At 41.1% G+C, this 25,597-nt stretch carries 25 protein-coding genes; 12 read left to right on the top strand and 13 right to left on the bottom strand.

Annotated elements, in window-relative coordinates:
* Positions 1-8: 8 nt before the first annotated feature.
* Positions 9-686 (top strand): response regulator transcription factor, encoded by a 678-nt coding sequence (locus H6G79_RS02845; RefSeq protein WP_190592177.1) that lies wholly within the window; start codon positions 9-11, stop codon positions 684-686.
* 83 nt (positions 687-769) lie between these two features.
* On the opposite strand, the gene H6G79_RS02840 is transcribed toward H6G79_RS02845, so the two are convergent.
* The 3 genes from H6G79_RS02840 to H6G79_RS02830 form a co-directional block, all read right to left on the bottom strand.
* Positions 770-2,653 carry an ATP-binding protein gene (locus H6G79_RS02840; protein ID WP_190592178.1) on the bottom strand — a complete coding sequence of 628 codons (1,884 nt, stop codon included), beginning with the start codon at positions 2,651-2,653 and terminating at the stop codon, positions 770-772.
* 180 nt (positions 2,654-2,833) lie between these two features.
* Positions 2,834-3,646, bottom strand: coding sequence for an isopentenyl phosphate kinase (locus H6G79_RS02835; protein ID WP_190592179.1), 813 nt, complete (start codon positions 3,644-3,646; stop codon positions 2,834-2,836).
* A gap of 192 nt (positions 3,647-3,838) precedes the next feature.
* Positions 3,839-4,099 (bottom strand): hypothetical protein, encoded by a 261-nt coding sequence (locus H6G79_RS02830; RefSeq protein WP_190592180.1) that lies wholly within the window; start codon positions 4,097-4,099, stop codon positions 3,839-3,841.
* A 456-nt stretch (positions 4,100-4,555) separates the two neighbouring features.
* On the opposite strand from H6G79_RS02830, the gene H6G79_RS02825 reads away from it, so the two are divergent.
* Positions 4,556-5,137, top strand: coding sequence for a hypothetical protein (locus H6G79_RS02825; RefSeq protein ID WP_242048179.1), 582 nt, complete (start codon positions 4,556-4,558; stop codon positions 5,135-5,137).
* On the opposite strand, the gene H6G79_RS02820 is transcribed toward H6G79_RS02825, so the two are convergent.
* Positions 5,134-6,168 carry an L-histidine N(alpha)-methyltransferase gene (locus tag H6G79_RS02820; RefSeq protein ID WP_190592181.1) on the bottom strand — a complete coding sequence of 345 codons (1,035 nt, stop codon included), beginning with the start codon at positions 6,166-6,168 and terminating at the stop codon, positions 5,134-5,136. The two genes, H6G79_RS02825 and H6G79_RS02820, sit on opposite strands and share 4 nt — an antisense overlap.
* A gap of 234 nt (positions 6,169-6,402) precedes the next feature.
* On the opposite strand from H6G79_RS02820, the gene H6G79_RS02815 reads away from it, so the two are divergent.
* Both H6G79_RS02815 and H6G79_RS02810 read left to right on the top strand, forming a co-directional pair.
* The gene (locus H6G79_RS02815; protein ID WP_190592182.1) at positions 6,403-7,446 is read left to right on the top strand and encodes a nitrilase-related carbon-nitrogen hydrolase; all 1,044 of its coding nucleotides are present in this window, start codon (positions 6,403-6,405) and stop codon (positions 7,444-7,446) included.
* A gap of 46 nt (positions 7,447-7,492) precedes the next feature.
* Positions 7,493-8,992, top strand: coding sequence for an aldehyde dehydrogenase family protein (locus tag H6G79_RS02810; RefSeq protein WP_242048178.1), 1,500 nt, complete (start codon positions 7,493-7,495; stop codon positions 8,990-8,992).
* 110 nt (positions 8,993-9,102) lie between these two features.
* Here the strand turns inward: H6G79_RS02810 and H6G79_RS02805 are convergent, their stop codons facing one another.
* Positions 9,103-9,783 (bottom strand): Uma2 family endonuclease, encoded by a 681-nt coding sequence (locus tag H6G79_RS02805; protein WP_190592183.1) that lies wholly within the window; start codon positions 9,781-9,783, stop codon positions 9,103-9,105.
* A gap of 265 nt (positions 9,784-10,048) precedes the next feature.
* Here H6G79_RS02805 and H6G79_RS02800 point away from each other — a divergent pair, with 265 nt between their 5' ends.
* The 3 genes from H6G79_RS02800 (at position 10,049) to H6G79_RS02790 (ending at position 14,058) form a co-directional block, all read left to right on the top strand.
* Positions 10,049-11,761 (top strand): diflavin flavoprotein, encoded by a 1,713-nt coding sequence (locus tag H6G79_RS02800; RefSeq protein ID WP_190592184.1) that lies wholly within the window; start codon positions 10,049-10,051, stop codon positions 11,759-11,761.
* 517 nt (positions 11,762-12,278) lie between these two features.
* Positions 12,279-13,181: an ABC transporter permease gene (locus H6G79_RS02795; protein WP_190592185.1), complete on the top strand. Its 903-nt coding sequence runs from the start codon at positions 12,279-12,281 to the stop codon at positions 13,179-13,181.
* Positions 13,182-13,248: 67 nt separating this feature from the next.
* The gene (locus H6G79_RS02790; RefSeq protein WP_190592186.1) at positions 13,249-14,058 is read left to right on the top strand and encodes a DUF3598 family protein; all 810 of its coding nucleotides are present in this window, start codon (positions 13,249-13,251) and stop codon (positions 14,056-14,058) included.
* Between the two features lie 25 nt (positions 14,059-14,083).
* On the opposite strand, the gene H6G79_RS02785 is transcribed toward H6G79_RS02790, so the two are convergent.
* The 4 genes from H6G79_RS02785 to aat all read right to left on the bottom strand — a co-directional run bounded on the left by H6G79_RS02785 (position 14,084) and on the right by aat (position 16,039).
* Complete coding sequence (locus H6G79_RS02785) at positions 14,084-14,239, bottom strand: hypothetical protein (RefSeq protein WP_190592187.1); 156 nt, start codon at positions 14,237-14,239, stop codon at positions 14,084-14,086.
* Between the two features lie 38 nt (positions 14,240-14,277).
* Positions 14,278-14,562, bottom strand: a complete 285-nt coding sequence (locus H6G79_RS02780; RefSeq protein WP_190592188.1) for a hypothetical protein — start codon at positions 14,560-14,562, stop codon at positions 14,278-14,280.
* Between the two features lie 306 nt (positions 14,563-14,868).
* Positions 14,869-15,414, bottom strand: coding sequence for a hypothetical protein (locus H6G79_RS02775; protein WP_190592189.1), 546 nt, complete (start codon positions 15,412-15,414; stop codon positions 14,869-14,871).
* Positions 15,415-15,463: 49 nt separating this feature from the next.
* Positions 15,464-16,039, bottom strand: coding sequence for a leucyl/phenylalanyl-tRNA--protein transferase (gene aat / locus H6G79_RS02770; protein ID WP_190592190.1), 576 nt, complete (start codon positions 16,037-16,039; stop codon positions 15,464-15,466).
* A 107-nt stretch (positions 16,040-16,146) separates the two neighbouring features.
* Here aat and H6G79_RS02765 point away from each other — a divergent pair, with 107 nt between their 5' ends.
* Entirely contained in the window at positions 16,147-16,476 is a 330-nt protein-coding gene (locus tag H6G79_RS02765; protein ID WP_190592191.1) for a hypothetical protein, read from the top strand.
* Between the two features lie 122 nt (positions 16,477-16,598).
* On the opposite strand, the gene rpsN is transcribed toward H6G79_RS02765, so the two are convergent.
* From rpsN to rseP, 4 genes are all read right to left on the bottom strand, one after another.
* Positions 16,599-16,901 (bottom strand): 30S ribosomal protein S14, encoded by a 303-nt coding sequence (gene rpsN, locus H6G79_RS02760; RefSeq protein WP_190592192.1) that lies wholly within the window; start codon positions 16,899-16,901, stop codon positions 16,599-16,601.
* A gap of 201 nt (positions 16,902-17,102) precedes the next feature.
* Positions 17,103-17,723, bottom strand: coding sequence for a Uma2 family endonuclease (locus H6G79_RS02755; protein ID WP_190592193.1), 621 nt, complete (start codon positions 17,721-17,723; stop codon positions 17,103-17,105).
* Between the two features lie 50 nt (positions 17,724-17,773).
* Positions 17,774-18,424: an endonuclease III gene (gene nth, locus H6G79_RS02750; protein WP_190592194.1), complete on the bottom strand. Its 651-nt coding sequence runs from the start codon at positions 18,422-18,424 to the stop codon at positions 17,774-17,776.
* A 317-nt stretch (positions 18,425-18,741) separates the two neighbouring features.
* A complete protein-coding gene (gene rseP, locus H6G79_RS02745) occupies positions 18,742-19,815 on the bottom strand; it encodes an RIP metalloprotease RseP (RefSeq protein WP_190592195.1) in 1,074 nt (357 codons plus the stop codon).
* Positions 19,816-20,445: 630 nt separating this feature from the next.
* Between rseP and kdpA the strand changes: the two genes are divergently transcribed.
* From kdpA to kdpC, 4 genes are all read left to right on the top strand, one after another.
* A complete protein-coding gene (kdpA, locus tag H6G79_RS02740; RefSeq protein WP_190592196.1) occupies positions 20,446-22,131 on the top strand; it encodes a potassium-transporting ATPase subunit KdpA in 1,686 nt (561 codons plus the stop codon).
* Positions 22,132-22,348: 217 nt separating this feature from the next.
* The gene (kdpB, locus tag H6G79_RS02735; RefSeq protein WP_190591878.1) at positions 22,349-24,454 is read left to right on the top strand and encodes a potassium-transporting ATPase subunit KdpB; all 2,106 of its coding nucleotides are present in this window, start codon (positions 22,349-22,351) and stop codon (positions 24,452-24,454) included.
* Positions 24,455-24,621: 167 nt separating this feature from the next.
* Complete coding sequence (locus H6G79_RS02730) at positions 24,622-24,849, top strand: potassium-transporting ATPase subunit F (protein ID WP_190591877.1); 228 nt, start codon at positions 24,622-24,624, stop codon at positions 24,847-24,849.
* A gap of 30 nt (positions 24,850-24,879) precedes the next feature.
* A complete protein-coding gene (gene kdpC, locus H6G79_RS02725) occupies positions 24,880-25,482 on the top strand; it encodes a K(+)-transporting ATPase subunit C (RefSeq protein ID WP_190591876.1) in 603 nt (200 codons plus the stop codon).
* Positions 25,483-25,597 lie beyond the last annotated feature (115 nt).

Below are 25,597 nucleotides of genomic sequence, written 5' to 3'. Positions count from 1 at the left end.
ATAAAAAAATGTCTACCAATCCTAGCTACTCCTTCAATCTGCCGAATGATCAACCTGTATTGCGCGTTTTGATTGTGGAAGATGATCCGATGATGCAACTAGGACTAGAACAATCACTAATGGCGCAACCCCAGTTGGAAATTGTTGGACAAGCAGAAGATGGTTATTTAGGGGTACAAGCAGCCTTAAAATTAAAACCAGATTTGGTAGTCATGGATATTGGTTTACCGCGCCTGGATGGGATTGCAGCGACACAGCAAATTAAAGCGGCGTTACCAGAAACTCATGTCGTGATGCTGACATCCCACACCACCGAAACAGAAGTAATTGCGGCATTATCCAGTGGTGCAGATGCTTATTGTATCAAAGGTGCGAGTGTAGAAAGACTGTTAAAAGCGATCGCAGCCGCCGTTGATGGCGCGACTTATTTAGATCCGCAAATCGCCAGACGTGTCATTGATAACCTCAAACCTCCCACAACCCAAGGAAACACCGCCAATCTTTCCACCAGAGAGTTAGAAGTTTTAAAACTGATGGTAGAAGGTTTAAGCAACCCCGAAATTGCGGAAAAACTTTATCTGAGTCCCAATACCGTTAAAACCCATGTCCGTGGGATTATGAACAAACTAGCAGTTGATGATCGTGTTCAAGCTGCTGTAGTGGCACTGCGATCGGGTTTAGTATAGTTAATCATATTTGATGGTTGCCAAAAATTTACTCGATTGAATGTCATTTTTCACTCTTATTTACCATTACACCCAGATTTCATTCAATCCTCACCTTGTTTTAACGGAATCATAATTATAAATTCTGTACCTTTACCCGGAGATGAAATACACTCCAGGGTTCCATGATGATTTTCGGTGATAATTTGATAACTAATTGACATTCCCATTCCTGTACCTTTACCAATGGGTTTTGTAGTAAAAAATGGGTCAAAAATCCGTTTTTGAATATCTTCCGGTATACCCAAACCATTATCAGCAATTTTAATAGCAATCTGAGTTTCATTCTCAACTGCTGTATCAATCCGAATTCTACTAGGAGTAGCTTGCATTTCCTTTAGTGTGCGTTGTGCGTCTCGTTCTTCGATAGCATCGATCGCATTAGTCAAAATATTCATAAATACCTGATTGAGTTGACCAGCATAGCACTCAACCAGAGGTAATTTACCATAGTCTTTAATAACTTTAATACCTGGATAATTAGGTTTAGCCTTGAGCCGATTTTCTAAGATTAATAATGTACTATCAATACCTTCGTGCAGATTCACCGCTTTATATTCAGCTTCATCCAGGCGAGAAAAATTACGGAGAGACAGTACAATTTGGCGAATGCGATCGGCTCCTATTTTCAGAGAAGATAATAGCTTGGGTAAATCTGACATTAAAAAATCTAAGTCTATAGAATCGATTTCTTCTCGAATTACCTCCACAGGATAAGGATAGTTTTCCTGATAAAGATTAACTAGCTTGAATAAATCATGAACATAATTAATCGCAGGATTAATATTGCCATAAATAAAGTTAACCGGATTATTGATTTCGTGAGCTACACCCGCTACTAGTTGTCCTAAAGAAGACATTTTTTCACTTTGAATGATTTGGGATTGAGTGCGTTTTAATTCTTTTAGTGTTTGTTCTAGTTGTTGAGTTTGTTGTCTGAGTGCTGCTTCGGCAATTTTGCGATCGCGTGATTCAACCACCAGCCGCACAAAGTCAGTAATTGAGCCAATAAAGCTTTGTTCTTCTAATGTCCACTGGCGTGGGGTGATTAAATGTTCACAACAAACTACACCAATTACTTCCCCTCTCGACCATATCCGCGCATCCAACATCGCAGTAATTCCCAATGGAGTTGTATAAGTTGCCGAAAATTCAGCAGTGCGAGCATCAGTATGCACATCAGTAACTGCGATTATTTGTTCTTCTTTGAGAGCTTGAAAATATTGCGGGAAGTCGTAAACAGATAATTCCAAACCGTGACTGTGGCGATTATATTCTTGTTCATATAAATCCACACATTGAATTTCCGAACGGTTCTCTGTGTATAACCAAACACTAACACGCCCAACCTCAAGACCTAAACTAGCTACTTCAGTTACATATTGAATCGCAATTTGAAAATCATCATGTTGTAGTTTTTCACTCTGCACAAGCTGTTGTAGCGCATTACTATGTCTGCGAAAGCGTTTCTCTGTTTGTTGGCGTTCATTAATTTCTTGTTCTAATTTATTGATTGTCTGAAGTAGCAAAGTAGTTTCAATTTGATCTTGGGGAACAACTAGCCGAATTGAACCTACTAAAAATGAATTACCAGCTTCGTCAGATAATAAGCTTTTTTTAGTAGATATGATTTGGGTTTTACCTTGGTAATCTGTGATTAATTCCTCATTTTCATCAGTCACACCTGTGGTAAAAACCAGTTCATCTCTCGCCCAAAAAACATCGGCTTGGGTTTTGCAGAAAAAATCATAGTCAGATTTACCAATTAGTTTTGTTCGCTCATATCCAATGAACTGACAAAACGCATCATTAACAAACACCCAATTGTGTTGTCTGTCCTTCACAAAAATGGGGTCAGTAATGCTGTTCAGAACACTCCACAGCAAAGTCTGAGAAGATTGTTGCGGTACAAAGTGAGAAAACGCCATCTTGCTGAATCCTGCAAGTTACTGGCTTTCTTTTTGGCAGATCATCCCAAATTCAGAATGATTCCCACAAAAGATGGCCAAAGTTTTCCCTTAGTATGCCCAATATATCTTTAAATGCAATACCCCTCATGCGAATATCTTGCACTTAATGAATTAGCTCTCCCTTTTATCCCTAAATTCTTACCTGCATTCACCAGAGCGGATCACTGTTCCTAAAGTCGCCTGTCCTAACACAGCCTTGACTAAATTTCCGGGAATATTGCCATCAATTATCCAACAATCAATTCCCCAATCAGAAATAGCCAAAAATTCTTCTACCTTCTGAATCATCCCGCCAGTTACATCTATTGACGCACTCTTGCCGATAGCAGCTTTAATTTGAGCATAATTGGCTGGTGTAATCTCAGGTATTACTTGCCCATTGTCGTCATACACACCAGGATAATTCCCCGCATTGATGAGTTTGACTTGGTAGTTATCTTGAATATGAAAGTATTTGGCTAACTCTGCTAATAAAGTTTCAGTAGAAAGAATAGTACCGCCAATGACTTGATCTAAAACAACATCACCGAAAACCAACGGTATTAAGCCAGCTTGTAAACTATTTTCAATTACCGAAAAGTTTGTTTTCACTAGCTGTTTATTCTGAGTCACTACCATCGTGAGAGGTGGTAAGCTCACTACTGGTAAACCTGCTTGTAAAAAATAATGGGCCAGTAATTTATTTAAATCTAAAACGTCTTGATGAACTAGACAAAACCCTAGTTTATCAGCATCACAGACAACACCATTGATAGTATTATATTTATGTGCTGACTGATGCCCAAAAGAACCAGCACCATTGCCAATAATCAGTTTCACACTAGGATTTTGCTGCCTGACTAGACTAATTTCCGTAACTAGTTTTTGCATAGTTTCTAGTCGAGCAGTGTATGGTTGGTTCTTATCAGTGATTAAAGAACCTCCTAATTTGACTAATACTAGCTCTAGCATGAAATCTCAAGATGTGGTAATCACTAGCAAAAAGCTTACCACAAGGAATTTCAAATCATCGAGTGTTCGCTGTCTTAAAAAACAACTAATAAGCAACAGTTATCTTGCTGTTGCTTATTTATGATGAACATATTTTTTGCAGAATTCATAAGTTAAAGATTAGAATTCTGACATATATATATTGGTTATTTATCAATCGTAGAAATTATCTACTCTGATATCCCGTAAGATTTCCGAAACCTGCCATCCTGAATTGGCGATGGATAAAACTACCGGGTTATCCCGCACCGGAATATAGTTAGGTTCTCTAGTTTCTACTATATTGACTACTGGTTTTTCCTCAACGGTAGCTTCTTGGCTTTCAAAATCATCTATTGAAAGATTTTCTTCTTCTATCTGTTTTATCTTTTTCAGGATTAATTTTTCAGATTTTTTGATGAGTCGTATATCCATGATGATTTGTTAAGCCTTAAAGTGTGACAAAGAAATAATCAACAGAAAGTAGATTCTGAGAGAGTTCAAGAACTTCTTCCAGAATCTTGCGTGAAATCCGCAAAAAAGTTTTATGAACTTGGGTGTTGAAAAAATTACCTAAGAAAATCTAGGATACATCAAAATTGATTTAAAATTCCCAGGCTCAACAGAAAAATTTCTGAAATCGTAGATGCAAACTTCAAACCACTGTCAATACTCTCTATCCAGCACAATCAAGTTTCTCTAATCAACTCGATAGATTTTTTCTATGTTTGTAGGAAACTCTCTGCTGCTTAGATGGGCTATTTGCGATCGCATTGTAGGATGGGGGGAGCGATCTCCACATAATTGCAGACATCAATTATCATCAGGGATGTTATATTTGTAGGCTATAAAATAAAAATATACTCCACTGATTTTTTTCCCAAATCAAATATGAGTACAACTAGCAGCCTTTACGCAGAAATTTGGCAAAACAATCAATGGGAACCAATTCCTGAACCGAAGTGGTCAAAAGGTAAAAGAATACCAGTATGTTACATGAATCCCGGTACACCATACGAGTTATACGCTGCTCTTGTTGGTTATCATCATCACTCTCTGAGTTATTATCACTGGCATACTGAAAAAATAGTTCCAGTTTCAGAACCGCGTGGTTTACCAGAAGATATGAATCCTAGTTATCAAGACTATTTTGAAAATAAAGGTCTTGGAATGGGACATCACTTTACTTGGTTCATGGTTCAAGAAATTATTGATTATGATTGGGATAGAATATTCCCAGAATGTAAAGGCTATGTAAATCATCAGTATGCCTATTTATTTTCTGCTTCGGCTCCTTTTCCTGATGATTTACCAGACGATGAGCCTGTTTATAAAATGAAAAAAGACAACACAACTGAAGTTTCATGGGTACAGAGTTATAGAGAATATGTCGGTTGTGTTGATTGGTTTATTCAAGAATTACTAAATTTAGGAAATTCCACAGAAATTAGAATTCTTTTTTGGCTTCATTAGATATTAGCAACCTGACAAATTGCCATAATATGTGATGAATATTTGTTAGTAGTGTAATGAACAAGTTCTAATCCCGCACTTTCTAGTTCTTGGGTAAGTTTAGGCATTTCATATTTATGATGTCTCCAAATTGTAATTTCTTTACCCTTGGGGATTTCAATAGATTTATCTATTCCTTGGAAGCTGAAATCTATAGTGTAATTATGCTGGAATTTGATATTAGCGACGACACTATCTGTTGCTAAGTCATACTTTCTAATTAGTTGACAATCTTGAGATTTAATACCAATTGTATTTTTGATTGTGCGATATATGGCTTCGGCGTGATACTTACAGCCACCTCTGGCTATGCCATCCCATTGAGAGTTAGAACCAATTTCATTGGTAAAGATGAGCAAATCATTTTCATCCATACTATTTCTAAAGTTATGCAGCACCTGATTTCTATTGTGATGGTTGCCCATTGTCACACCCAAATGCAGAATGATTTTGGGTTTGCCTGAGAAATTTGCAGGTATACAGCTATTTTCAATGTCAATTTGTTGGTTGCTATAATCCAGTTTAGGAAACCAACTTGTAAAATTTCTCTTGGATACAGTCAGCAATCCTTCACTAATATCTAAAGCAATATATTTATTAATTTTATTCAATTGATTGAGTCGGAAAACAAATTCTTTGGCTGGGTATGAATTTCCTGCACCCACGTCGATAATATTGACTTGGCTAAATTTTGATATATTTTCATAAATATATGCAAAACTGTTCCTTAATAGGTCAATTTCTACACTTGATTTGCGATACCATTTAGGGCTAATAAATTTCTGATAAAAATCATGCCAAATTTTTGCCCCTTGACCTTTATAAGAATATTTCAGGGGGATTTCCCATCGAGTTTCTAAGGCGTGAATAATTTCTAAAATTTCTGCTGGAGAAAAAACAGTGTAAAACTCAGAACTTGGCTTTGCTATACAAGGGTGCGAAATGGAATTATCTGCGGAAAATTGCGAGTTTTGATGAAAGTTTTTTGCCATTATTCCTAGTTCTGAGGTGGGTTAAGTAGAGAAAGTACATAATTGACCACTTGGCCAGTCTTGTATTTTCTCATACCTTGCTCTCAAACAAGGTCAGGACTTACACATAAAGATTGTGGGAGTGAAAGGGTGTATCTTGCTGTCATATTAAATTATGCTTGATGGCGCGATCGCTAGGCATAGTTAGCATATCCTTGTAAATTAATAGTGAGGCGTTTCTAAACAGCAAACAGCATGGCAGATATTCCCAATTCCATCGCATCATACCGAGCCTTAGCATTGCAAGTCACTTGTCATGCTGTCAATCAAGCACGCGATCGCCACTCAGCCCAAGAAATCATTCATAATACTATCAACCGCTTGGCACAACAAATTGCCGCCAGCATTGCTTTTATTGGGTTTGACTGTCGCTTAATTGTCCTCCCAGAATATTTCCTCACCGGTTTCCCGATGGGTGAATCTCTGGCTGTGTGGCGAGAAAAAGCTTGTATAGAAATGCACGGTGCAGAATATGAAGCCCTCAGTAAAATTGCCCAAAAGCATCAAATCTTTTTAGCTGGAAACGCCTACGAACTCGACCCCAACTTTCCCCATTTATACTTTCAAACTTGCTTTGTTATTGACCCTTCTGGCACGATTGTTTTGCGGTATCGACGGCTAAATTCTTTGTTCGCACCAACACCCCATGATGTTTGGGATCAATATCTTGATTGCTATGGTTTAGAAGGGGTTTTTCCTGTAGCGAAAACTGCTATTGGCAATTTAGCTGCTTTAGCTTCCGAAGAAATTTTGTATCCAGAAGTGGCGCGGTGTTTAGCTATGCGTGGTGCCGAGATTTTTCTGCATTCCACCTCAGAAGTGTATAACAAAAACCTCACACCCAAAGACGCGGCGAAAATTTCTCGTGCTGTGGAAAATATGGCTTATGTTGTTTCTAGCAATACCGCAGGTCTAGCTAATAGTACTATTCCTATTTCTTCTGTTGATGGTGGCTCAAAAATAGTAGATTATCGCGGGATTGTATTAGCAGAAACAGGTGCAGGGGAAAGTATGGCCGCCTTTGCCGAGATAGACTTAGCCGCTTTAAGACGCGATCGCCATCGTCCAGGGTTAAATAATTTACTTTCTCGTCAGCGATTTGAAATCTACGCCCAAAGCTACAGCGAGGCACAATTTTACCCAGCAAACACTATGCTAAATCAAGAAGTAGACCGCAAACACTTCATCCAAACACAGCAACAAACAATAGAACGCCTATCTCAGCTAGGAGTGATTTGAAAGTATGAAATCTGAAGTATAAAGTCTGAAAAATGACCAATGACAAATGAAAAAACCAATCGAAGTCCGTAACCCACGCACCGGCAAATATGATTATGTAATTATCCCACCGCCGCCAAAACTGCTGGCACAGCAATGCAACCGGGCGCGAAGGGCGCAAGTGCGTTGGCAACAACTAGGGGTAGACGGGAGAGTTGCAGCTTTAAAAGAATGGAAGCAAGCAATATTAACTAGACGCGACAAACTCACAGATGCTTTGGTCAATGATACGGGTAGATTGTCTATCTCGGTAATGGAAATTGACTCGTTTCTATCTAGCATTGATCGCTGGTGTGGGTTAGCGCCAGACTTATTACAAGATTCAGCCAAAAATACATCTATCCCCTTTATCGCCCTACAACAAACATCAACCCCTTACCCTGTAGTTGGGGTGATTAGTCCGTGGAATTTTCCACTATTACTATCTACCATCGATACTATTCCGGCACTGCTGGCGGGTTGTGCGGTAGTTGTTAAACCCAGTGAAATTGCACCGCGTTTCATCGCCCCACTCACAGATGCAATTAATGAAGTATCGGCGCTACGTGATGTTTTAAGCTTTGTAGAAGGTGCGGGAGAAACCGGCGCGGCTTTAATTGAAAATGTAGATTTAATCTGCTTTACAGGTAGTGTCGCCACTGGACGCAAAGTTGCAGCCGCCGCAGCTAACAAATTTATCCCCGCTTTTTTAGAATTGGGAGGGAAAGATCCGGCGATCGTTTTAGAATCTGCCAATTTAGAATTAGCCACATCAGCAATTTTATGGGGTTCTGTCGTCAATACCGGACAGTCATGTTTATCAATTGAGCGAATTTACGTTGCTGAATCTATCTTTGACAAGTTTTATCATCAGTTAGTAGCTAAAGCCCATCGCCTACAACTAGCTTATCCCGCCATTGAAAGTGGCGAACTTGGCCCGATTATTGCCGAAACACAAGCGGGTATCATTAACGAACATATCTCCGATGCCGTGGAAAAAGGTGCTGTGATTCATTGCGGCGGCAAAGTTGAGGAGTTGGGCGGCGGTTGGTGGTGTCGTCCCACGGTGTTAACTCAAGTTAACCATACAATGAAAGTTATGACGGAAGAGACATTTGGCCCGATCATGCCCGTCATGGCTTTTGCCAAAGTAGAAGAAGCAGTTAATTTAGCTAATGATTCAATTTATGGACTAAGTGCGGCGGTGTTTGCAGAAACGGAAACTGAAGCATTAACAGTTGCCCAACACATAGATGCAGGTGCTATCAGTATTAATGATGCCGCCCTCACCGCTATTATGCACGAAGGTGAGAAAAACGCCTTTAAATTCTCCGGCTTGGGCGGTTCGCGTATGGGTGCATCTGCCCTCAAACGGTTTTTGCGGAAAAAAGCTTTTTTAATTAAAACTAATTCTCACCAAGATCCTTGGTGGTTCGACATAACAGGAGGACGAAACTTTACCCCAGTCGGGGAACCCGCCCACCCAAGTGTCTCCAGAAGGCAAGAGGACGACACGATAAGCTATTAAGCACTTAGTTTGCAGTTTAGACCGCAGGGGGGCAGAGGGGCAGAGGAGAGAGTTTAAGTCATTTATGTACAATTTCAATAGCGCAGCTTAAATGCTGATTAGCTTATGACTCATATTGTATCGGGATCAATATTTAACTCCCGCAGTTTTGCTGCAAGACGTTCCGTTTGTTGTTGCGCTTGTTGTGCAGTTTCTTCCAGTGTGGGTACTAGTTGATGATCTGGGGTGAAATAACGCAATAATCCCTCATACACGCCCAGATACAATCCTAATTGTTGACTCCACAAATGACCATATTCATTTGCTTGCAGAGGTTGATATTCGCCATCTAATAAATGAAACCCCGCAAATTCTAAGGTGTTAGGGTCAAACCAAAAATAATCCGGTGTGCGGAAGGTGTCTTGATAAATTGTTTTCTTTAAATTTTTGTCTGTCTTTGCTGTGGAGTCAGATAAAATTTCAACGATGACATTGGGATATTTGCCGTGTTCTTCCCATACCACCCAACTTTTTCTGGTTTTACGTTCACATCCCAATACTACAAAAAAGTCTGGGCCTCGGAAAAATTCTGACTTTAGTTGATAGGGACTGTAGTAAATAGTCAAGTTTCCCGCCGCATAGAAATCTTTTCTCTCGCGCCACAGCCATTCTAGGCAAGTTAACAGTAGGATGATTTGTCTGAGGTGTAAATCGCTTTCCAAGGGTGGTTCATCGCTGTATATATCACTAGGAGGAAATATAACATCCTGGCAGATGCCTGTTTGCGGATTTTTTTCTGGAGCGATGGTCATAGGATGGATACGGCAGCGAGTATGGCTTTATTGTAACAGCGTTGTATTTGGCGATCGCTCTCTCCCATCCCAATGACAGGAAAGATGCGCTCAATATCTGCAATTAATTTTGTTATCCTCTTTATAAGAAATACTGAAAATTTAATCCACTAAATTAAGCTTTAATTTAAATGGGTACTCTTTGGCTGCAATTGTGGACTCGTATGTAGCAATTGCTGTTTCAGCCATAATAAATACTTAAAAATAAACAAGTTATTCAAAAATTATGCCAGATACTAAACCGCGTGATGTTCAAGTACTACCAATTGCTACCGATACAACTGTTATGCGATCGCGCAGTTGGGCAAGGTTAAGATTTGAAATCGAATATGCCTTAGCTAAAGGGACTACGGCTAACTCTTATTTAATTCAAGCTGACAAAATCGCTTTAATTGACCCGCCTGGGGAAACCTTCACGCACATTTATTTGGATGCGTTGCAACAGCGTATTGATGTGACAGCAATTGATTATGTAATTCTCGGTCACATCAACCCTAACCGCGCCGCTACTTTAAAGGCTTTACTAGAAATTGCACCCCAAATTACCTTTGTTTGTTCTAATCCTGGGGCGATAAATTTACGTGGTGCTTTAGAAAATCCAGAGTTACCAATTATTGTTATGCGGGGGGAAGAAACCCTAGATTTGGGTAAGGGACATAACCTGCAATTCATTCCTACACCCAACCCCCGCTACGCCGATGAACTCTGCACCTACGACCCCCAAACCGAAATTCTCTACACCGATAAGTTATTTGGGGCGCATATCTGCGGCGACCAAGTATTAGATGAAGGCTGGGAAATTATCAACGAAGACCGCCGTTATTATTATGACTGCCTCATGGCTCCCCACGCGCGGCAGGTGGAAACAGCACTAGAAAAACTCGCAGATTTTCCCGCACGTTTGTATGCGACAGGACACGGGCCTTTAGTACGTTACGGCTTAATTGACCTAACAAAAGCTTATCGCCAATGGAGTCAACAGCAAACCTCGGCTGACTTGACAGTAGCTCTAATTTATGCTTCTGCGTACGGGAATACGGCAACCTTAGCCCAAGCGATCGCTCGTGGCATTACAAAAGCTGGTGTGGCGGTAGAATCAATTAACTGCGAATTTACGGAGCCAGAAGAAATCCGTGCGGCGGTGGAAAAATCTGATGGTTTTGTTATGGGTTCACCCACGTTAGGCGGTCATGCACCCACACCAGTGCAAACAGCTTTAGGGATTGTCCTCTCCACCGGAACTAATAATAAACTGGCGGGTGTGTTTGGTTCCTTTGGTTGGAGTGGTGAAGCCGTCGATTTAATTGAAAGCCGGCTCAAAGATGCTGGTTATCGCTTTGGGTTTGATACCATCCGCGTCAAGTTTAAACCCGATGATGCGACTCTGCAATTGTGCGAAGAAGCCGGAACCGACTTTGCCCAAGCTTTGAAGAAAGCCAAAAAAGTGCGATCGCAAGGTGTCCCCGCGACCAATGTTGAACAAGCCGTAGGACGCATCGTTGGCTCTCTGTGTGTGTTGACAGCCAAACAAGAAGATAGAGCCAGCGCCATGTTAGCCTCATGGGTAGCCCAAGCCAGCTTTAATCCGCCGGGGTTAACTATCGCCGTTGCCAAAGAAAGAGCCGTAGAATCACTAACCCATTCCGGTAACGAATTTGTCCTGAATATTCTTAAAGAAGGCAATCACATCGGCTTGATGAAACATTTCCTCAAACCCTTTGGCCCTGGAGAAGACCGATTTGCAGGTGTCGCCACTGAAGAAGGTGCAAATGGCTCTCCTATTTTGGCTGATGCTTTAGCATATTTGGAATGTAAAGTGCAGCACCGGATGGAATCGGGCGACCATTGGTTAGTTTATGCCACTGTAGAAAACGGTAAGGTGTTGAATCAGGATGGTGTGACGGCGGTGCATCATCGCAAGTCGGCTACGCATTATTAAGTGCTGAGTGCTGAGTGCTGAGTTTTGAGTTTTGAGTGTTGTTCACTGAGCGAAGTCGAAGTGAACAACACTCAGTAATTTTTGGGTGAGAATGATATTGGTATGATTTACGCCAAAAAAGGAAAATTCAGGTTTTAGAGCAGGCTGTAGGTATTCAAAACCCTTACACACCCCTACCGTGTAAACACAAGTCAAAAACTTTCATCCCGCCTAGAACTAAAGTTCCAGGCTAATAGCCAAAGTCCACAAAGCGTGGACTGGAAGACATTTTTGGTTGAGTCATCTTCAGATGACTTGCGCTATGAGACTCGGAATTCATTCCGAGGCGGGACAGATGCACTCAACGAAGATTTCATTTGTGTGTACACGGTAGCCTATACCCTCGCACCCTCACACCCTTACATCCCTAAACCCAGTCTCAACAGACAAAGTTTTTGCGTAAATCCTCATGGGTAAACTTCATCACATCGAGTATAAAGAGTGATTACAAATTACTTTTTAGATGTTGGGGTGGTCTGTGTTCAAATTTCTCACTAAACTCGACTATTTACTCAAAGAAACCTTTTTAGGATTATTGCGTGGCGGCTGGATGAATTGGGCTGCTGTTAGCACTGTGGCGGTATTATTATTTTTGTTCGGCTTGAGTTTGCAAACTTCTTGGCAAGTAGAAAAACTCCTCAATCAATTCGGTAGCCAATTGGAAGTTTCAGTATATTTAGAACCAGGAGTAGAAGCCAAAAGCATTGAACATTTGGTAGTAAAAATGCCGGAAGTGGTTTCGATGCAAAGCATTTCTAAAGAAGAAGCCTGGCCAAAATTAGTGAAGGATTTAGGAATTGCAGATATTGACGGTGCGACTCAGCAGCTAGGGGAAAATCCTTTAGTGGATGAGATGAAAGTTAAAGCACGGAGTTCTCAAGTAGTACCAGTTTTAGCCACAAATTTGGCGAAATTGCGAGGTGTTGATACTGTTGAATATGTGGATGAAGCTGTAAAAAGAATTGCTCAGTTGCATCGAGGGTTGAACTGGTTTACTGTGACAATTACCAGTATTTTGACCTTAACTGCGATCGCTGTTACTACTACCACCATTCGCCTGATTGTACTGGCGCGACGACACGAAATTGAGATTATGCAACTAGTCGGCGCAACTTCCGCCTGGATTTACCTACCGTTTATTTTACAAGGAATTTCCTTTGGTTTAGTTGGCGGTGCGATCGCTTGGAGTTTCATTTCGGTAATCGAACAATTTTTAGGCAAACTCCTAGCTAATCAACCAGAGTTTATTCAATTCCTTGCCAATGGTTTGCAACTTGCACCATCACAAATCTTATTATTACCTTTGATTCTCTTAAGTTTCGGTGCAACGGTAGGATTAATAGGCAGCTTATTTGCAGTACACCGATTTGCTAAGGCTTAGTCTCTTGTCAAAAGTTCTCTATTATATTAATCAAATGACAAATGACCAATGACCAAGGACAAATAACATGACATCTCAATGGGAATATTTATTAAAAAATCTTGGTGAATGGCAAGGTTCATTCACCAGATTTTCACCTCAAGGTGTGCTGTTGAACGATGTTAAAAGCGTAGTTTCTTTAGAAGGGTTGAATGATAATAAAACTATTCACCAAGTTGTCCGCCGTGAAGGACAAGAAGATTTAGTTTTAGAATACAGTTCTTTAGCTAAAACTACACTTTTTTTTGAAAATGGTGCTTTTTCCCAAGGTTCAATACAATTAGCACCATTTACAGAATTTGGTGCAGAACTAAGTTTAATTTATGAAAATCGCCGCGTACGTTTAGTTCAATTATTTGATAAAAACGGTCAACTTGATAAACTAACTTTAATCCGAGAACATTTAGCCGGAACAGCACCAGTAGAAAATCCTCCCTTAACGGTAAATGATTTATTGGGAGAATGGCAAGGTGAGGCGGTTACAATATATCCTGACTGGCGATCGCCTGATACTTTCTCTTCAACGTTAAAATTACATTTAGATGACACTGGACGTTTAGTGCAGAGTTTGACTTTTGGCGAAAGAACCATCACTTCAACAGCCACTATCAAAGGTTCTCTCATTCACTTTGACCAAGACCCACAAAAGCAAGTACAAATTTTATTATTACCTAACGGTGCTTCTGCAACATCGCCCTTGCAAGTAAAATTACGTCAACCCTTATTTTTAGAAGTTGGTTGGCTCATTCAGCCTAACTTACGCCAGCGCATGGTTCGCACCTACAGCGATAAAGGTGAATGGGTTAGTCTTACATTGGTAACTGAAAAAAAGGTGTAAAAGTGGTTGTAAAAGTAAGTCCTGATTAATAATTCCATTGATTAAGAATAATAAATTGATTCTCCAGACAATAGCTTGCGGCTTCTAGATTGGCAATTGCCTTGACAATTGTTTGATAGATCATATTCTTAGATACTACAAAATCTTGATAAACTGCCAAAATGCCTATTGCAAAATACATTCTATTTTGATTCAAAAGAAGAGATAAACTATGAATATCTATTTGTTTCTCTTGAATTTTCGCCAAACCTCTCCTAACCCTGACCTTACTGCTATCCAACCTAATGGTAGATTAGCCAGTTGATTCAAAGAAGGGTCAAGTTCAATAATTCTTCTGAGCGACACAACTTTAGCATCAGAGTCTCTAACTGTCTCATTTGTATGAAATTGCCAAGCACCATCCTCTTCATCATGACTGACATATAATATTGGTTTGCCTTCTATGACTTGAAGAGTCGTAATCACAGCTACATTTGGTGGATCATCAAATAGCCAGTCACTCATAGCTTATATCTGTCTCATCAACAGTTGGTAAGTAGAAATCTAGTAATATAGCAATCCTAAATCATTTGTGAAATTCTCTTTCTTCTCTTTTCGCTCTTTCTTTGTGTCCTACCCTGCGGGAAGCCGCTATCGCGTCTGTGCGTCCTTTGCGGTACCCTACCCTTCGGGAACGCCTGACGGCGAACGGGAAGCCGCTTCGCGTCTACGTTAAAAAGAATATTTTTTACAACTCAGATAGGATTGCTATAACAATAACTCAATTGACAGGAATGCTCCACCTTAAATCAATCTTGTAAATGAATACTATCAATCAAAAGAATAGCCAGCAAAGAAAATTTCACTTGGCTGGTTATCTGCATAAACAATGATGTATCTTGCTGTACCTCTATCAATACTGTCCCAAAATTGATTTCTGCCATTAGGATTTGTGTTACCAAGAAGCACTGACTGAATCATTTCGTGAGTGGGTTTCTCAGTACCAAATAGAGTAATAAGTTCTGCTGGAGGTAGTAAAAAAGCAGTGTTAAAAACTTCGCCAAGTATTTGATAAAATTCTTCTCCTCCTCCTAAAGCCTCTTCAAACTCATCTCTTGAAAGTGGACATGGCCTATCATCAACTCGAAGAATATCAAGAATTGAACGTGTTCCATCAGCCTCTGAAGCTTCTAGTGCTGCTTCAATGGATATATGCTGCGCTCCAGGAGCAGGAGAATTTTCTGTAATCGGAAAATCAAGCAATGGTATTGCAGGATTATATCTACCCGCTTGAAATTCTCTTTGGCGGAGTGTCTGTAATGCTGCATTCAGATCAGGTTGATAATCTGTGTAGTACCAGTAAACTTCTGCACCCATAGAAATTAGTCACTAAATTTAAGAATGAGCCACATCATGCCCTACATTCTTACACCAAAGAACAGCGACGCTGCAACGCTTTCTGAAGTAAAGTTTGATATTCTTCATCGCCAATCCCGTATGCACCGAAGCGTTCTAAATGTGGGTTCATCATTTGAGCGTCAAACAGGACAAATTGTTTTTGGCGCAATCTTTCTACTAACTTAACCATTGCTACTTTTGAGCCTTCGGGAATGCGGTAAAACATCGATTCACCGATGAAAGCACCACCAATGACTATTCCTAAAATACCGCCGGCGAGTTCATCACCTTGCCAAGTTTCAAAACTGTGAGCAAAACCTGTTTTATGCAGTAAAAAGTAAATTTCTTTTAATTCATCTGATATCCAGGTTGTTTCTCGGTTCGCGCAGCCAGCCACAACAGCCGGAAAATCGCGGTTAATCTCTACTGTAAACCGTTCTTGGTTCAAAACACGCTGCAACGACTTAGGATAGCGGAATCGCTGATCTAAAGGAATCAAAGTACGATCGCGGCTACCATACCAACCCAAGCCATGATCGTCATCAGCCATGAGAAAATAACCTTGGGCATATCCTTGAATAATTGCAGCGATATCATATTGCATAGATAGATCAAAATAAAATAAAAAAATTCAGAGGAACGCCATTTGATGCGATCGCCATCCTCTGCGCTCCTCTGGGATATATTTAGCATGACTCTGCATTTACCAAAATGACACAACCAATCCCATCCATTACCTTACCACCAGCTAACAACCCCCTCCTTGAAGGTGAGTGGTTACAAGAGCGTTTGTTGCGGTGGTTAGATGCAGAATTTATCCCTGAAGCAATCAACCAAACGATTGCTCAACGAGCCGCGCAAATTTATGTCCGCCAACGTATGGAAGGAGAAAACGACTTGGGTTCTCTGGTAATTGCCATTGTCACAGAGATGCAAGGGTTTGATTTTTCCAAAAGCTTTTATGGAGAGTTTGCGATCGCTAACGCCGTCAGCGATCTACTCTTAGAAAGTCTGGGTATAGACCATTGCTGCGGTCAATAATTATTGTCATTGTCATTTGTCCTTAGCAATAACCAATGACTAATGACTAATGACCCTTCGGGTTCGCCAGTTGCTCATGGGGGAAACCCCCAAGACCGCACTGACTCACCAATGACCAATGACTACCAACTAGACTTAACAACTCCAGGTAATAAACCTTCGTGCGCCCACTCCCGCAGAACGTTCCGAGACAGTCCAAAGTCACGGTAAACACCTCTAGGACGACCAGTTACCCAACAGCGATTGCGGCGACGGTTGGGCGCACTGTTACGAGGTAGTTGTTGAATTTTACGGTGAGCGTCCAGTTTCTCTTCTAAAGATTCTGCTTGTTTGAACTCTTCCATCAGAGTTTCTCGCTTTTCCGCATACTTTGCGACTAATTTGGCGCGTTTTTTCTCGCGCTCAATCATACTTTTCTTCGCCATACATTCTAAATAAAGACAGCATTTTCCATTCTACAGTGTCCGAATCAATTCTAGGGATAGTTTTGATATTAAAGGGAACAGGGAAAAAGGAATAGGTAACAGTACAAGGGTTTGACGAGGACTGTCATACCATTTCACGTTCAAAATGATACATATCGGCAAGTAGCGCCTCGACTTCGCTCGGCGATCAAATGCAGAGAGCTATGGCGTTATGTTACCTGCTTGAAAAATCTGTTGGGCGGTTAAAATCAGTTCTGGGAAGGTTGGTGACTGAATCAAATCATCCCCTTGAAACTTTTTAACTTGATACTCGCCTTCATCTAACGAGAAAATCAAAATAGTGGCTTGTTTCGGTTTCCCAATAAATTCTCTACCACCCAAAGCAGCGTAATCAACAAGCCAGTATTCTTGTATTCCTATTGCTTCGTACTCGCCACGTTTCTTAAAGTAATCATCCCGCCAATTCGTACTAACGACCTCAACAATTAAAGGCGCTGAGGCTCCGTAGACCACAGTAGATTGCTTTTGCCAAAGAGGTTCATTGATTAAGTTTTGCCGATTCAGCAATAGTATATCTGCTGAGTAAGCAGATTCATTTTCTGGTGGTTTTACTAGTGCTGTTTTCGGTATAAAGTATGGCAGTTGTAAGCGTTCATACTCCACCACTAACTTAGTCACTAAAAAGCCTATAACCTCTTCATGTCCTCCCAATGGCTGCGGCATTTTAATGATGACTCCATCATGCAATTCATAACGCCCATCTTCTGGTTTACATTGAGTAAATTCTGCAAATGTGAGTAGTTTACGTTGGGCTTGAATCATTTTTCCTTCTCTTGAGCATTAAGATATCAGTTTTTCAGTACTTATCCAAATTATTTGTCAGATGTAGGACATAAATCAGCCAACTCACAAGCTGAACAAGCGGGAGAACGGGCTTTACAAATAGCACGACCATGATAAATTAGCCGAATTGACCAATTTTCCCAATCTGGTTGGGGTAATAATTTCATTAAATCCTGTTCAATTTTAATGGGTTCAGCATGTTTAGTTAAACCCAGGCGTTGACTGAGGCGCTTAACGTGAGTATCTACAGTTACACCAGCATTGATCCCATAAGCGTGAGCTAAAACTACATTTGCTGTTTTTCGCGCCACACCAGGTAATTTTAATAATTGCTCCATTTTATCAGGCACAACCGAATCAAATTCCGTCACAATCATCCGACAGGCGGCTTGAATGTTTTTAGCTTTATTACGATAAAACCCTGTAGAACGCACCAAGTTTTCTAATTCTTCTAAATCAGCATTGGCTAAACTGGCTGCATCGGGAAAGCGACCAAATAAAGCTGGTGTCACTTTATTGACGCGCTCATCTGTACATTGTGCGGAAAGAATGGTTGCAACGAGTAATTGTACAGGTGTTGAGTAGTTTAATGAGCAAGTTGCATCTGGATATAAATGCTTGAGGCGTTGGAGAATTTCTAACGCTCGTTGTTTTTTTGAGGGAGATTTACGGGTGGTCATAAAAAAAGGCAAAAGTAAAAAGGCAAAAGTAAAAAAGGCATTGCTGAATATGAGGATTAAAATTAAAAATTCAATCTCTCAAACTCTTATTCTCCGCGCCTCTGGTTACTGAGCGAAGTCGTTCGCGTTAGCGTCTCCGAAGGAGAAGTATGCGTCTCTGCGTGAGATAAAAATTATCCAACTCATCAGCAACACCTAAAAAAATCATTGCCTATTTACTTAAAGATTAGTAAGTAAAAAATAAATTAGCCTGCACAGGCAGGCTTGGTTTGATGAGCCTCAGACTTGAGTCTGAGTGCTTTAATTTTGTGCCATGACTACTGAGTAGTTAACTGGATGGTTTCTTTGACAATTAGGAAAATGCCTAAACCCAAAAGTAGGACTAAGCCAGTTTGCATGACACCTTCTTGAATACGGTTAGGTAAGGGTTTACCGCGTAAACCTTCAATTAATAGAAAAGCTAGTTGTCCACCATCTAATGCTGGGAGGGGCAAGATATTGATAATGGCTAAGTTAATGCTGATAATTGCAGCAAAAGATAACAAGTTTGTGCTGTCATCTGCGGCTAATTTTGCACCAACTTTGACGATATTAACTGGGCCAGAAACTTGTCCAATGGTTTGTTTGAAGTTAGTAATTAATTGTCCAAAACCATTAAGTGTGCCGACAAATAATTGTTGGAAGCGGTTAGCAGCAATGCCAAAAATCTCAAAAGGATTGCTAGGGCGACGAAAAACAGGTTTACCATTTGGCCCTAATTGAATGCCAACCAAGCCTTTACCATCAGCGCCTAGTGTGGGGGTTAATTTTAGGGAAACTTGTTTATCTTTCTGCTGAACTTTGAGGGAAATTTCCTGGTTGGGATGGGTTTGAATTTCTTTGGTCAAGATGGCGGTGGATTTTTCAGAAGCTGGAAGTTCTTGACCGTTTATGGCTAAAACTATGTCACCTTCTCTAATTCCGGCTTGATAGGCAATGGATTGTTCATTGACTGGTTGAACAATTACGCCGGGTTGATAATTAAACTTTTCGGGGATGCCGACAATGCCCAATTGCAGTACTAGAACTAAATAGGCAAAGATTAAATTTGCGATGACTCCCGCACTGATCACGATCGCCCGGTCTAAAATTGGACGGTTACGCAGCAGATTCGGGTCGTTGGGTGGAATGTCACTATCTGGGTCATCATCGGGAAAACCAACAAAGCCACCCAAGGGAAAAGCACGTATAGCATATTCGGTTTCTGTTCCTTGGTATTTCCACAAAATCGGCCCAAACCCCAAGGAAAAGCGGTTAGCATAAATGCCTTGAGACCGCGCTGCTACAAAGTGTCCCAGTTCATGTACCAAAATTAAAACAGCCAAGACTGCGATCGCTGCTAAAACTGACATAAAGCAAATAAGTCAAAATATTCGGATATATTTCCTTATTGTAGTAGTTGAAGAACGGACGCTGAGACTGAATACTGTTATGTGGGAGGAGACAAAAGGCAGGAGGCAGTCACAATGAAACTTGTTTCATTGCCAAGCATGAAAGTGGGACTAGCATTTTTACTCAGCACTCAGCACTCAGCACTCAGCACTTTCAAGTCAAAATTTGAGCGAGTTCTTGCGTTAGTTCTTATTATGTTAATGGCTCTACATTCTCCATAAAATTAAACCCAGTATATTAAACTACTTTTTGACTAGTGCAATTACATAAATACGGCGTATACACTACCTTAATCAGTCACTCAGATTAAATTTTAAATACTCTTGACAGAAACTTTAAAAAGTAACTAAAAAATTGTAGTGAATGAACAGAGTAAATCTAGATAGATGTATTGAGACTCAATAAAATATTGCCAACTTGCTCACAATCTCACCGTCAAATAGTTCACTCTTATAGCAGAATTCAGAGTTTAGAAGTAACGCAGTCTATTTCTCTATCTGGAGGTATAGATTATATACTTCAAGTGAAAATCCGCAATATATCTAAAATAATTAGCTTTCGAGTATTAAGTTAAACTGAGCGCAAAATAAATGGGACAAGGTTTTTTACAAATCGGCTTGACGCTGTGTATTGTCATAGCGATCGCACCTATTTTGGGACGATATATAGCGCGTGTGTTCCTGGGACAAAGAACAATCCTTGATCCCCTGATGAACCCGATAGAACACAGCATTTATCTAGTTGCAGGTGTTAATAGAAAAGATGATATGACGGGCTGGCAGTATATCCGAGCGATTCTGTCTAGCAATCTAGTCATGGGGATTTTAGTTTTTGGGTTGATACATACTCAAAGATTTTTACCTTGGAATCCCAACGGATTTTACGCGCCTCGTTGGCATACATTACTGCACACGGTGATTTCTTTTGTTACCAACACAGACCAGCAGCACTATATCCCCGAAACTACTCTCAGTTACTTCAGCCAAGTCGCGGCATTAGGCTTTTTGATGTTCACTTCGGCCGGTACAGGATTGGCGGTGGGGATCGCTTTTATTCGCGGGTTGACTAGCAAAAAATTGGGTAACTTTTATGTTGACCTGACTCGTGGCATTACCAGGATATTACTACCGATTTCCCTAGTTGGGGCGATCGCCCTTGTTTTCTTGGGTGTACCGCAAACCCTAGATAAACCATTAATTGTGGAAACTCTAGAAGGCAGCACACAATATATCGCCAGAGGCCCTGTTGCTTCCTTTGAGATGATTAAGATGCTGGGTGAGAATGGCGGTGGTTTCTTTGCGGCGAATTCTGCCCATCCCTTTGAAAACCCCAATGGCGCATCTAACTTAATTGAACTCATCGCTATGATTGCCATTCCCGCAGCATTGATATTCACCTACGGGATCTTTGCGAAAAACTTCAAACAAGCTTGGCTGTTGTTTTGGATGGTGTTTACCGCCTTCGTAATTTTAGTGTGGGTGACAGTCAGTGGCGAACTACAAGGAAATCCCCTTGTGAATGCCAACTTAGTAGCAGAACTACCGAATTTAGAAGGTAAAGAAGTCCGAATTGGAGTTGTACAGACAGCATTGTGGGCTGTGACAACCACCGCCACCATGACAGGCGCAGTCAATGGAATGCTAGATTCTTTAATGCCCCAAGGATTATTTGCGACATTATTTAATTTATTTGTGCAGATTATTTGGGGAGGACAGGGTACAGGGATCGCCTACCTGCTGATTTACTTAATTCTCACCGTGTTCTTAACGGGGTTAATGGTGGGACGCACACCAGAATTTTTAGGACGCAAAATCGAAAAGCGCGAAATTGTCCTCGCCAGTGTTGTGCTGTTGATTCACCCCATCGTGATTTTAATTCCCAGTGCGATCGCCTTAGCTTATCCCTTTTCTTTGTCTGGCATTACTAACCCAGGCTTTCATGGAATTTCCCAAGTTGTTTATGAATATGCTTCAGCCGCCGCCAATAACGGTTCTGGCTTAGAAAAACTCGCCGATAATACCCTGTGGTGGAACTTCAGCACCAGTTTGAGTATGTTGGCAGGACGCTACATCCCGATGATTGCCATCTTACTGTTAGCTGATAATATGTCACGCAAACCAACCACACCAGAAACACCAGGAACCCTCAAAACCGATTCCCTACTCTTCACCACAGTGACTGCTGGTATAGTACTGATTTTAGGAGTCTTGACATTTTTCCCCGTTTTAGCCCTAGGCCCCATCGCCGAAGGATTTAAACTAGCATCTGGCAGTTAGGGGTGGGAGTGGAGAGTAGGGAGTGGGGAGTGGGGGTAGACAAGGTAGAAATAGAAAATTACTCCCTTGTCCCCCCTGCCCCCCTTATCCCCCTTGTCCCCCTTATCCCCCTTGCCCCCTTGCCCCCCTGCCCCCTGCCCCCCTGCCCCCTGCCCCCCCGCACCCTGCCCCCCTTGCCCCCCTGCCCCCCCCGCATCCCCTTGCACCACTCAACTATATGAACCAAGTGGCACCTACCCAGAAATCAAAAAACACAAAACTGCGTCCGAGCGATCACCGTCAGGCGCGGAAAAAGGCCAGAATCGATAACAAAGGAATTTATTTGAGAGCCATCAAGGATGCTTTTATCAAGCTCAATCCCATCGCCGCCATTAAAAATCCGGTGATGTTTGTGGTGTGGATTGGTACGCTGATTACTTTGGCTGTAACGATTGATCCCAACTTATTCGGCCCCACCCAACAGCGAAATCCCCAACTGTTTAACGGTATCCTCACCGGAATTTTGTTTTTTACAGTGTGGTTTGCTAATTTTGCTGAAGCTGTCGCCGAAGGACGTGGTAAAGCCCAAGCCGATGCCTTGCGATCGACCCAATCAGAAACCATCGCCAAAAAACTCGCCTCTGATGGTTCAATCTCCGAAGTTCCTTCCACTAGCCTCAGACAAGGTGACAATGTATATATTGTGGCTGGTGATATCATCCCCGCCGATGGGGAAGTAATTATGGGTGTCGCCTCGGTGGATGAATCAGCCATTACCGGCGAATCTGCACCAGTCCTCAAAGAATCAGGTTCAGACGTAGCGAGTTCCGTGACAGGTGGCACACGCATCATCTCTGACGAATTAATCATCCGCGTCACAGCTGATCCCGGTAAAGGTTTTATTGATCGGATGATTACCTTGGTCGAAGGTGCAGAACGCAGCAAAACACCCAACGAAGTTGCTTTAACAGTATTACTGTCCGTATTAAGCTTAATATTCCTGTTTGTTGTGGCTACCTTGCCAGCCTTTGCCTACTACGTTCAAAGTCCAATTAGCATCCCCGTTTTAATTGCTTTATTAGTCGCCTTGATCCCCACAACCATCGGTGGTTTACTCAGCGCCATTGGGATTGCAGGGATGGATCGAGTCGCCCAATATAATGTGATTGCTACCTCTGGACGAGCAGTGGAAGCCTGTGGTGATGTTAATACGTTAGTTTTAGATAAAACCGGCACAATTACCCTGGGTAATCGTTTAGCGGAAGAATTTATTCCGATTAACGGTCATTCTATGCAGGAAGTGGCTTATATTGCCTTAATTGCCAGCATCTTTGACGATACACCAGAAGGCAAATCGATTGTGCGGCTGGCAGAAAGATTAGGCGCAAGACTAGATTTTGATCCCAGTCGCGCCAGTGCCGTAGAATTTTCTGCTAAAACCCGGATGAGTGGTACAAATTTAGCCAATGGACGAGAAGTCCGCAAAGGTGCAGTCGGAGCAATTCAAGGATTTGTGCGATCGCGCAACGGTCGAGATACTCCAGAATTAGATACTGCATACCAGCGAATCTCCCAACAAGGAGGTACACCCCTAGCAGTTTGCTTAGATCAAGAAATTTACGGTGTCATCTATCTCAAAGATATTGTTAAACCCGGTATTCGTGAGCGTTTTGCCCAGATACGCCGGATGGGTGTGTATACTATCATGCTCACCGGAGACAACCATATTACTGCATCTGTAATTGCCCAAGAAGCTGGTGTCGATGATTTTATTGCTGAAGCCACCCCAGAAGATAAAATCAGCGTCATTCAAAAAGAACAAGCCGAAGGCAAATTAGTAGCCATGACAGGCGACGGAAGTAACGACGCTCCCGCCTTAGCACAGGCAAATGTGGGTGTCGCTATGAATACAGGTACACAAGCAGCTAAAGAAGCCGCCAACATGGTAGATTTGGACTCTGATCCCACCAAACTCATCGATATTATCAGTATTGGTAAACAATTGCTGATTACCCGTGGGGCATTAACCACATTTTCAATTGCTAATGATATTGCTAAGTATTTTGCAATTATCCCGGTAATTTTTGCAGCCGCTAATCTGCAAAGTCTCAATATTATGAATTTAACTAGTACTAATTCGGCTGTGCTATCGGCATTAATTTATAATGCGTTGATTATTCCGGCATTAATTCCCTTGGCTTTAAAAGGCGTAAAATTCCGCCCGTTGACAGCGAATCAATTATTAAAACGTAATATTTTAATTTATGGCTTAGGTGGGTTAATTGCACCATTTATTGCCATTAAAATTATAGATTTGTTAATTACCGCAGTCGGCTTGGCATAGAAGGAAGTATGAAGTGTGAAGTATGAAGTATGAAATTTTTCAGGACTTACGCAAAAATTCTCAAAAAGCTTAATTTATATTTACTACTCAGCACTCAGCACTCAGCACTTTGCTATTGACCAATTTTGAATTTTTACCCTGTTAGTGAGGGAAATTAGCAGATAAGTATGAATAAAGAGTTTATGGATTTAAGGCGACAATGGCGTAAACAAAAATTTTTTATCGGCATTCTGATTGTAATTGGAATTAATTTAGGACTTTCTCGTGTAGTTTATGCAGCTAGTAATAACACCTTACAAATTCAATTTACTTGGGCGTATGGTGTTTTATCTGCCATTCTTTTAGGGCTGATTATTTACTTATTTGTGGTGTTTTTTCAGCCAGAACGCTTTTAAAAATTTAATCCTCAACACTTAACAATTGTTATGGTAATTATTCGAGAAGCTATCAGAGCAATGCGTATGACGCTGATATTATGGTTGCTAACAGCATTAATTTATCCTTTAGCAATCTTAATTATCGGTCAAGGTTTATTTCCGTTTCAAGCTAATGGCAGCATCGTGTTAAATATAGATGATAAGCCCATTGGCTCAACTTTAATTGGTCAGATATTTACAGACGATCGCTATTTTCAAGGTCGTCCCAGCGCCGTCAGATATAGTCAAGGCAGAAAGGCAAAACCCAATGGTATATCCGGCGGTAGTAACCTTGCTCCCAGTAACCCGGAGTTGCTCAACCGCGTAACTGAACAAGCTACTCAATATCAAGAACAAAGTATTCAACCAAGTGAAGATTTAATTTATACCTCTGGTTCAGGTATAGATCCACATATTTCCCTCAAAGCCGCCAGAGAACAACTACCAAGAGTAGCTAATGCCCGTGGTATCAAAGAAGATGACATCATACCTTTACTAAATAAGTTTACTGATGGCAGATTTTTATGGATTTTCGGCGAACCAGGAATTAATATTCTCCGCTTGAATTATGCTCTTGATTTGCAAGATATTAATCGCAAGTTAAATCAATGAAACATTGTACTTCTTTACAAAAGGCTTGAGCTTCATATTTCAACACAGTAAGCAGGGTTTTCAGTCTGAGTTACAGTTGTAATAATGTAATTATGTCAGGACTTACGCACCAAAA

Origin of the sequence: Anabaena sp. FACHB-83, assembly GCF_014697485.1 — a bacterium.
Lineage (GTDB): Bacteria > Cyanobacteriota > Cyanobacteriia > Cyanobacteriales > Nostocaceae > Nostoc_B.
The sequence above is the reverse complement of the archived record's forward strand: the minus strand, read 5'-3'. Positions and strand labels throughout refer to the sequence as shown.

What these genes read in the sequence shown, in the direction of transcription:
- H6G79_RS02810 (WP_242048178.1), top strand. Translation starts at nt 7,493, where the DNA reads ATGAAAAAACCAATCGAAGTCCGTAACCCACGCACCGGCAAATATGAT.
- H6G79_RS02815 (WP_190592182.1), top strand. Translation starts at nt 6,403, where the DNA reads ATGGCAGATATTCCCAATTCCATCGCATCATACCGAGCCTTAGCATTG.
- rpsN (WP_190592192.1), bottom strand. Translation starts at nt 16,901, where the DNA reads ATGGCGAAGAAAAGTATGATTGAGCGCGAGAAAAAACGCGCCAAATTA.
- kdpB (WP_190591878.1), top strand. Translation starts at nt 22,349, where the DNA reads ATGAACCAAGTGGCACCTACCCAGAAATCAAAAAACACAAAACTGCGT.
- rseP (WP_190592195.1), bottom strand. Translation starts at nt 19,815, where the DNA reads ATGTCAGTTTTAGCAGCGATCGCAGTCTTGGCTGTTTTAATTTTGGTA.
- aat (WP_190592190.1), bottom strand. Translation starts at nt 16,039, where the DNA reads ATGCAATATGATATCGCTGCAATTATTCAAGGATATGCCCAAGGTTAT.
- H6G79_RS02845 (WP_190592177.1), top strand. Translation starts at nt 9, where the DNA reads ATGTCTACCAATCCTAGCTACTCCTTCAATCTGCCGAATGATCAACCT.
- H6G79_RS02800 (WP_190592184.1), top strand. Translation starts at nt 10,049, where the DNA reads ATGCCAGATACTAAACCGCGTGATGTTCAAGTACTACCAATTGCTACC.
- H6G79_RS02775 (WP_190592189.1), bottom strand. Translation starts at nt 15,414, where the DNA reads ATGGGTGCAGAAGTTTACTGGTACTACACAGATTATCAACCTGATCTG.
- H6G79_RS02805 (WP_190592183.1), bottom strand. Translation starts at nt 9,783, where the DNA reads ATGACCATCGCTCCAGAAAAAAATCCGCAAACAGGCATCTGCCAGGAT.
- H6G79_RS02830 (WP_190592180.1), bottom strand. Translation starts at nt 4,099, where the DNA reads ATGGATATACGACTCATCAAAAAATCTGAAAAATTAATCCTGAAAAAG.
- kdpC (WP_190591876.1), top strand. Translation starts at nt 24,880, where the DNA reads ATGGTAATTATTCGAGAAGCTATCAGAGCAATGCGTATGACGCTGATA.
- H6G79_RS02820 (WP_190592181.1), bottom strand. Translation starts at nt 6,168, where the DNA reads ATGGCAAAAAACTTTCATCAAAACTCGCAATTTTCCGCAGATAATTCC.
- H6G79_RS02840 (WP_190592178.1), bottom strand. Translation starts at nt 2,653, where the DNA reads ATGGCGTTTTCTCACTTTGTACCGCAACAATCTTCTCAGACTTTGCTG.
- H6G79_RS02835 (WP_190592179.1), bottom strand. Translation starts at nt 3,646, where the DNA reads ATGCTAGAGCTAGTATTAGTCAAATTAGGAGGTTCTTTAATCACTGAT.
- nth (WP_190592194.1), bottom strand. Translation starts at nt 18,424, where the DNA reads ATGACCACCCGTAAATCTCCCTCAAAAAAACAACGAGCGTTAGAAATT.
- H6G79_RS02790 (WP_190592186.1), top strand. Translation starts at nt 13,249, where the DNA reads ATGACATCTCAATGGGAATATTTATTAAAAAATCTTGGTGAATGGCAA.
- H6G79_RS02785 (WP_190592187.1), bottom strand. Translation starts at nt 14,239, where the DNA reads ATGTATTTTGCAATAGGCATTTTGGCAGTTTATCAAGATTTTGTAGTA.
- H6G79_RS02755 (WP_190592193.1), bottom strand. Translation starts at nt 17,723, where the DNA reads ATGATTCAAGCCCAACGTAAACTACTCACATTTGCAGAATTTACTCAA.
- H6G79_RS02765 (WP_190592191.1), top strand. Translation starts at nt 16,147, where the DNA reads ATGACACAACCAATCCCATCCATTACCTTACCACCAGCTAACAACCCC.
- H6G79_RS02825 (WP_242048179.1), top strand. Translation starts at nt 4,556, where the DNA reads ATGAGTACAACTAGCAGCCTTTACGCAGAAATTTGGCAAAACAATCAA.
- kdpA (WP_190592196.1), top strand. Translation starts at nt 20,446, where the DNA reads ATGGGACAAGGTTTTTTACAAATCGGCTTGACGCTGTGTATTGTCATA.
- H6G79_RS02730 (WP_190591877.1), top strand. Translation starts at nt 24,622, where the DNA reads ATGAATAAAGAGTTTATGGATTTAAGGCGACAATGGCGTAAACAAAAA.
- H6G79_RS02780 (WP_190592188.1), bottom strand. Translation starts at nt 14,562, where the DNA reads ATGAGTGACTGGCTATTTGATGATCCACCAAATGTAGCTGTGATTACG.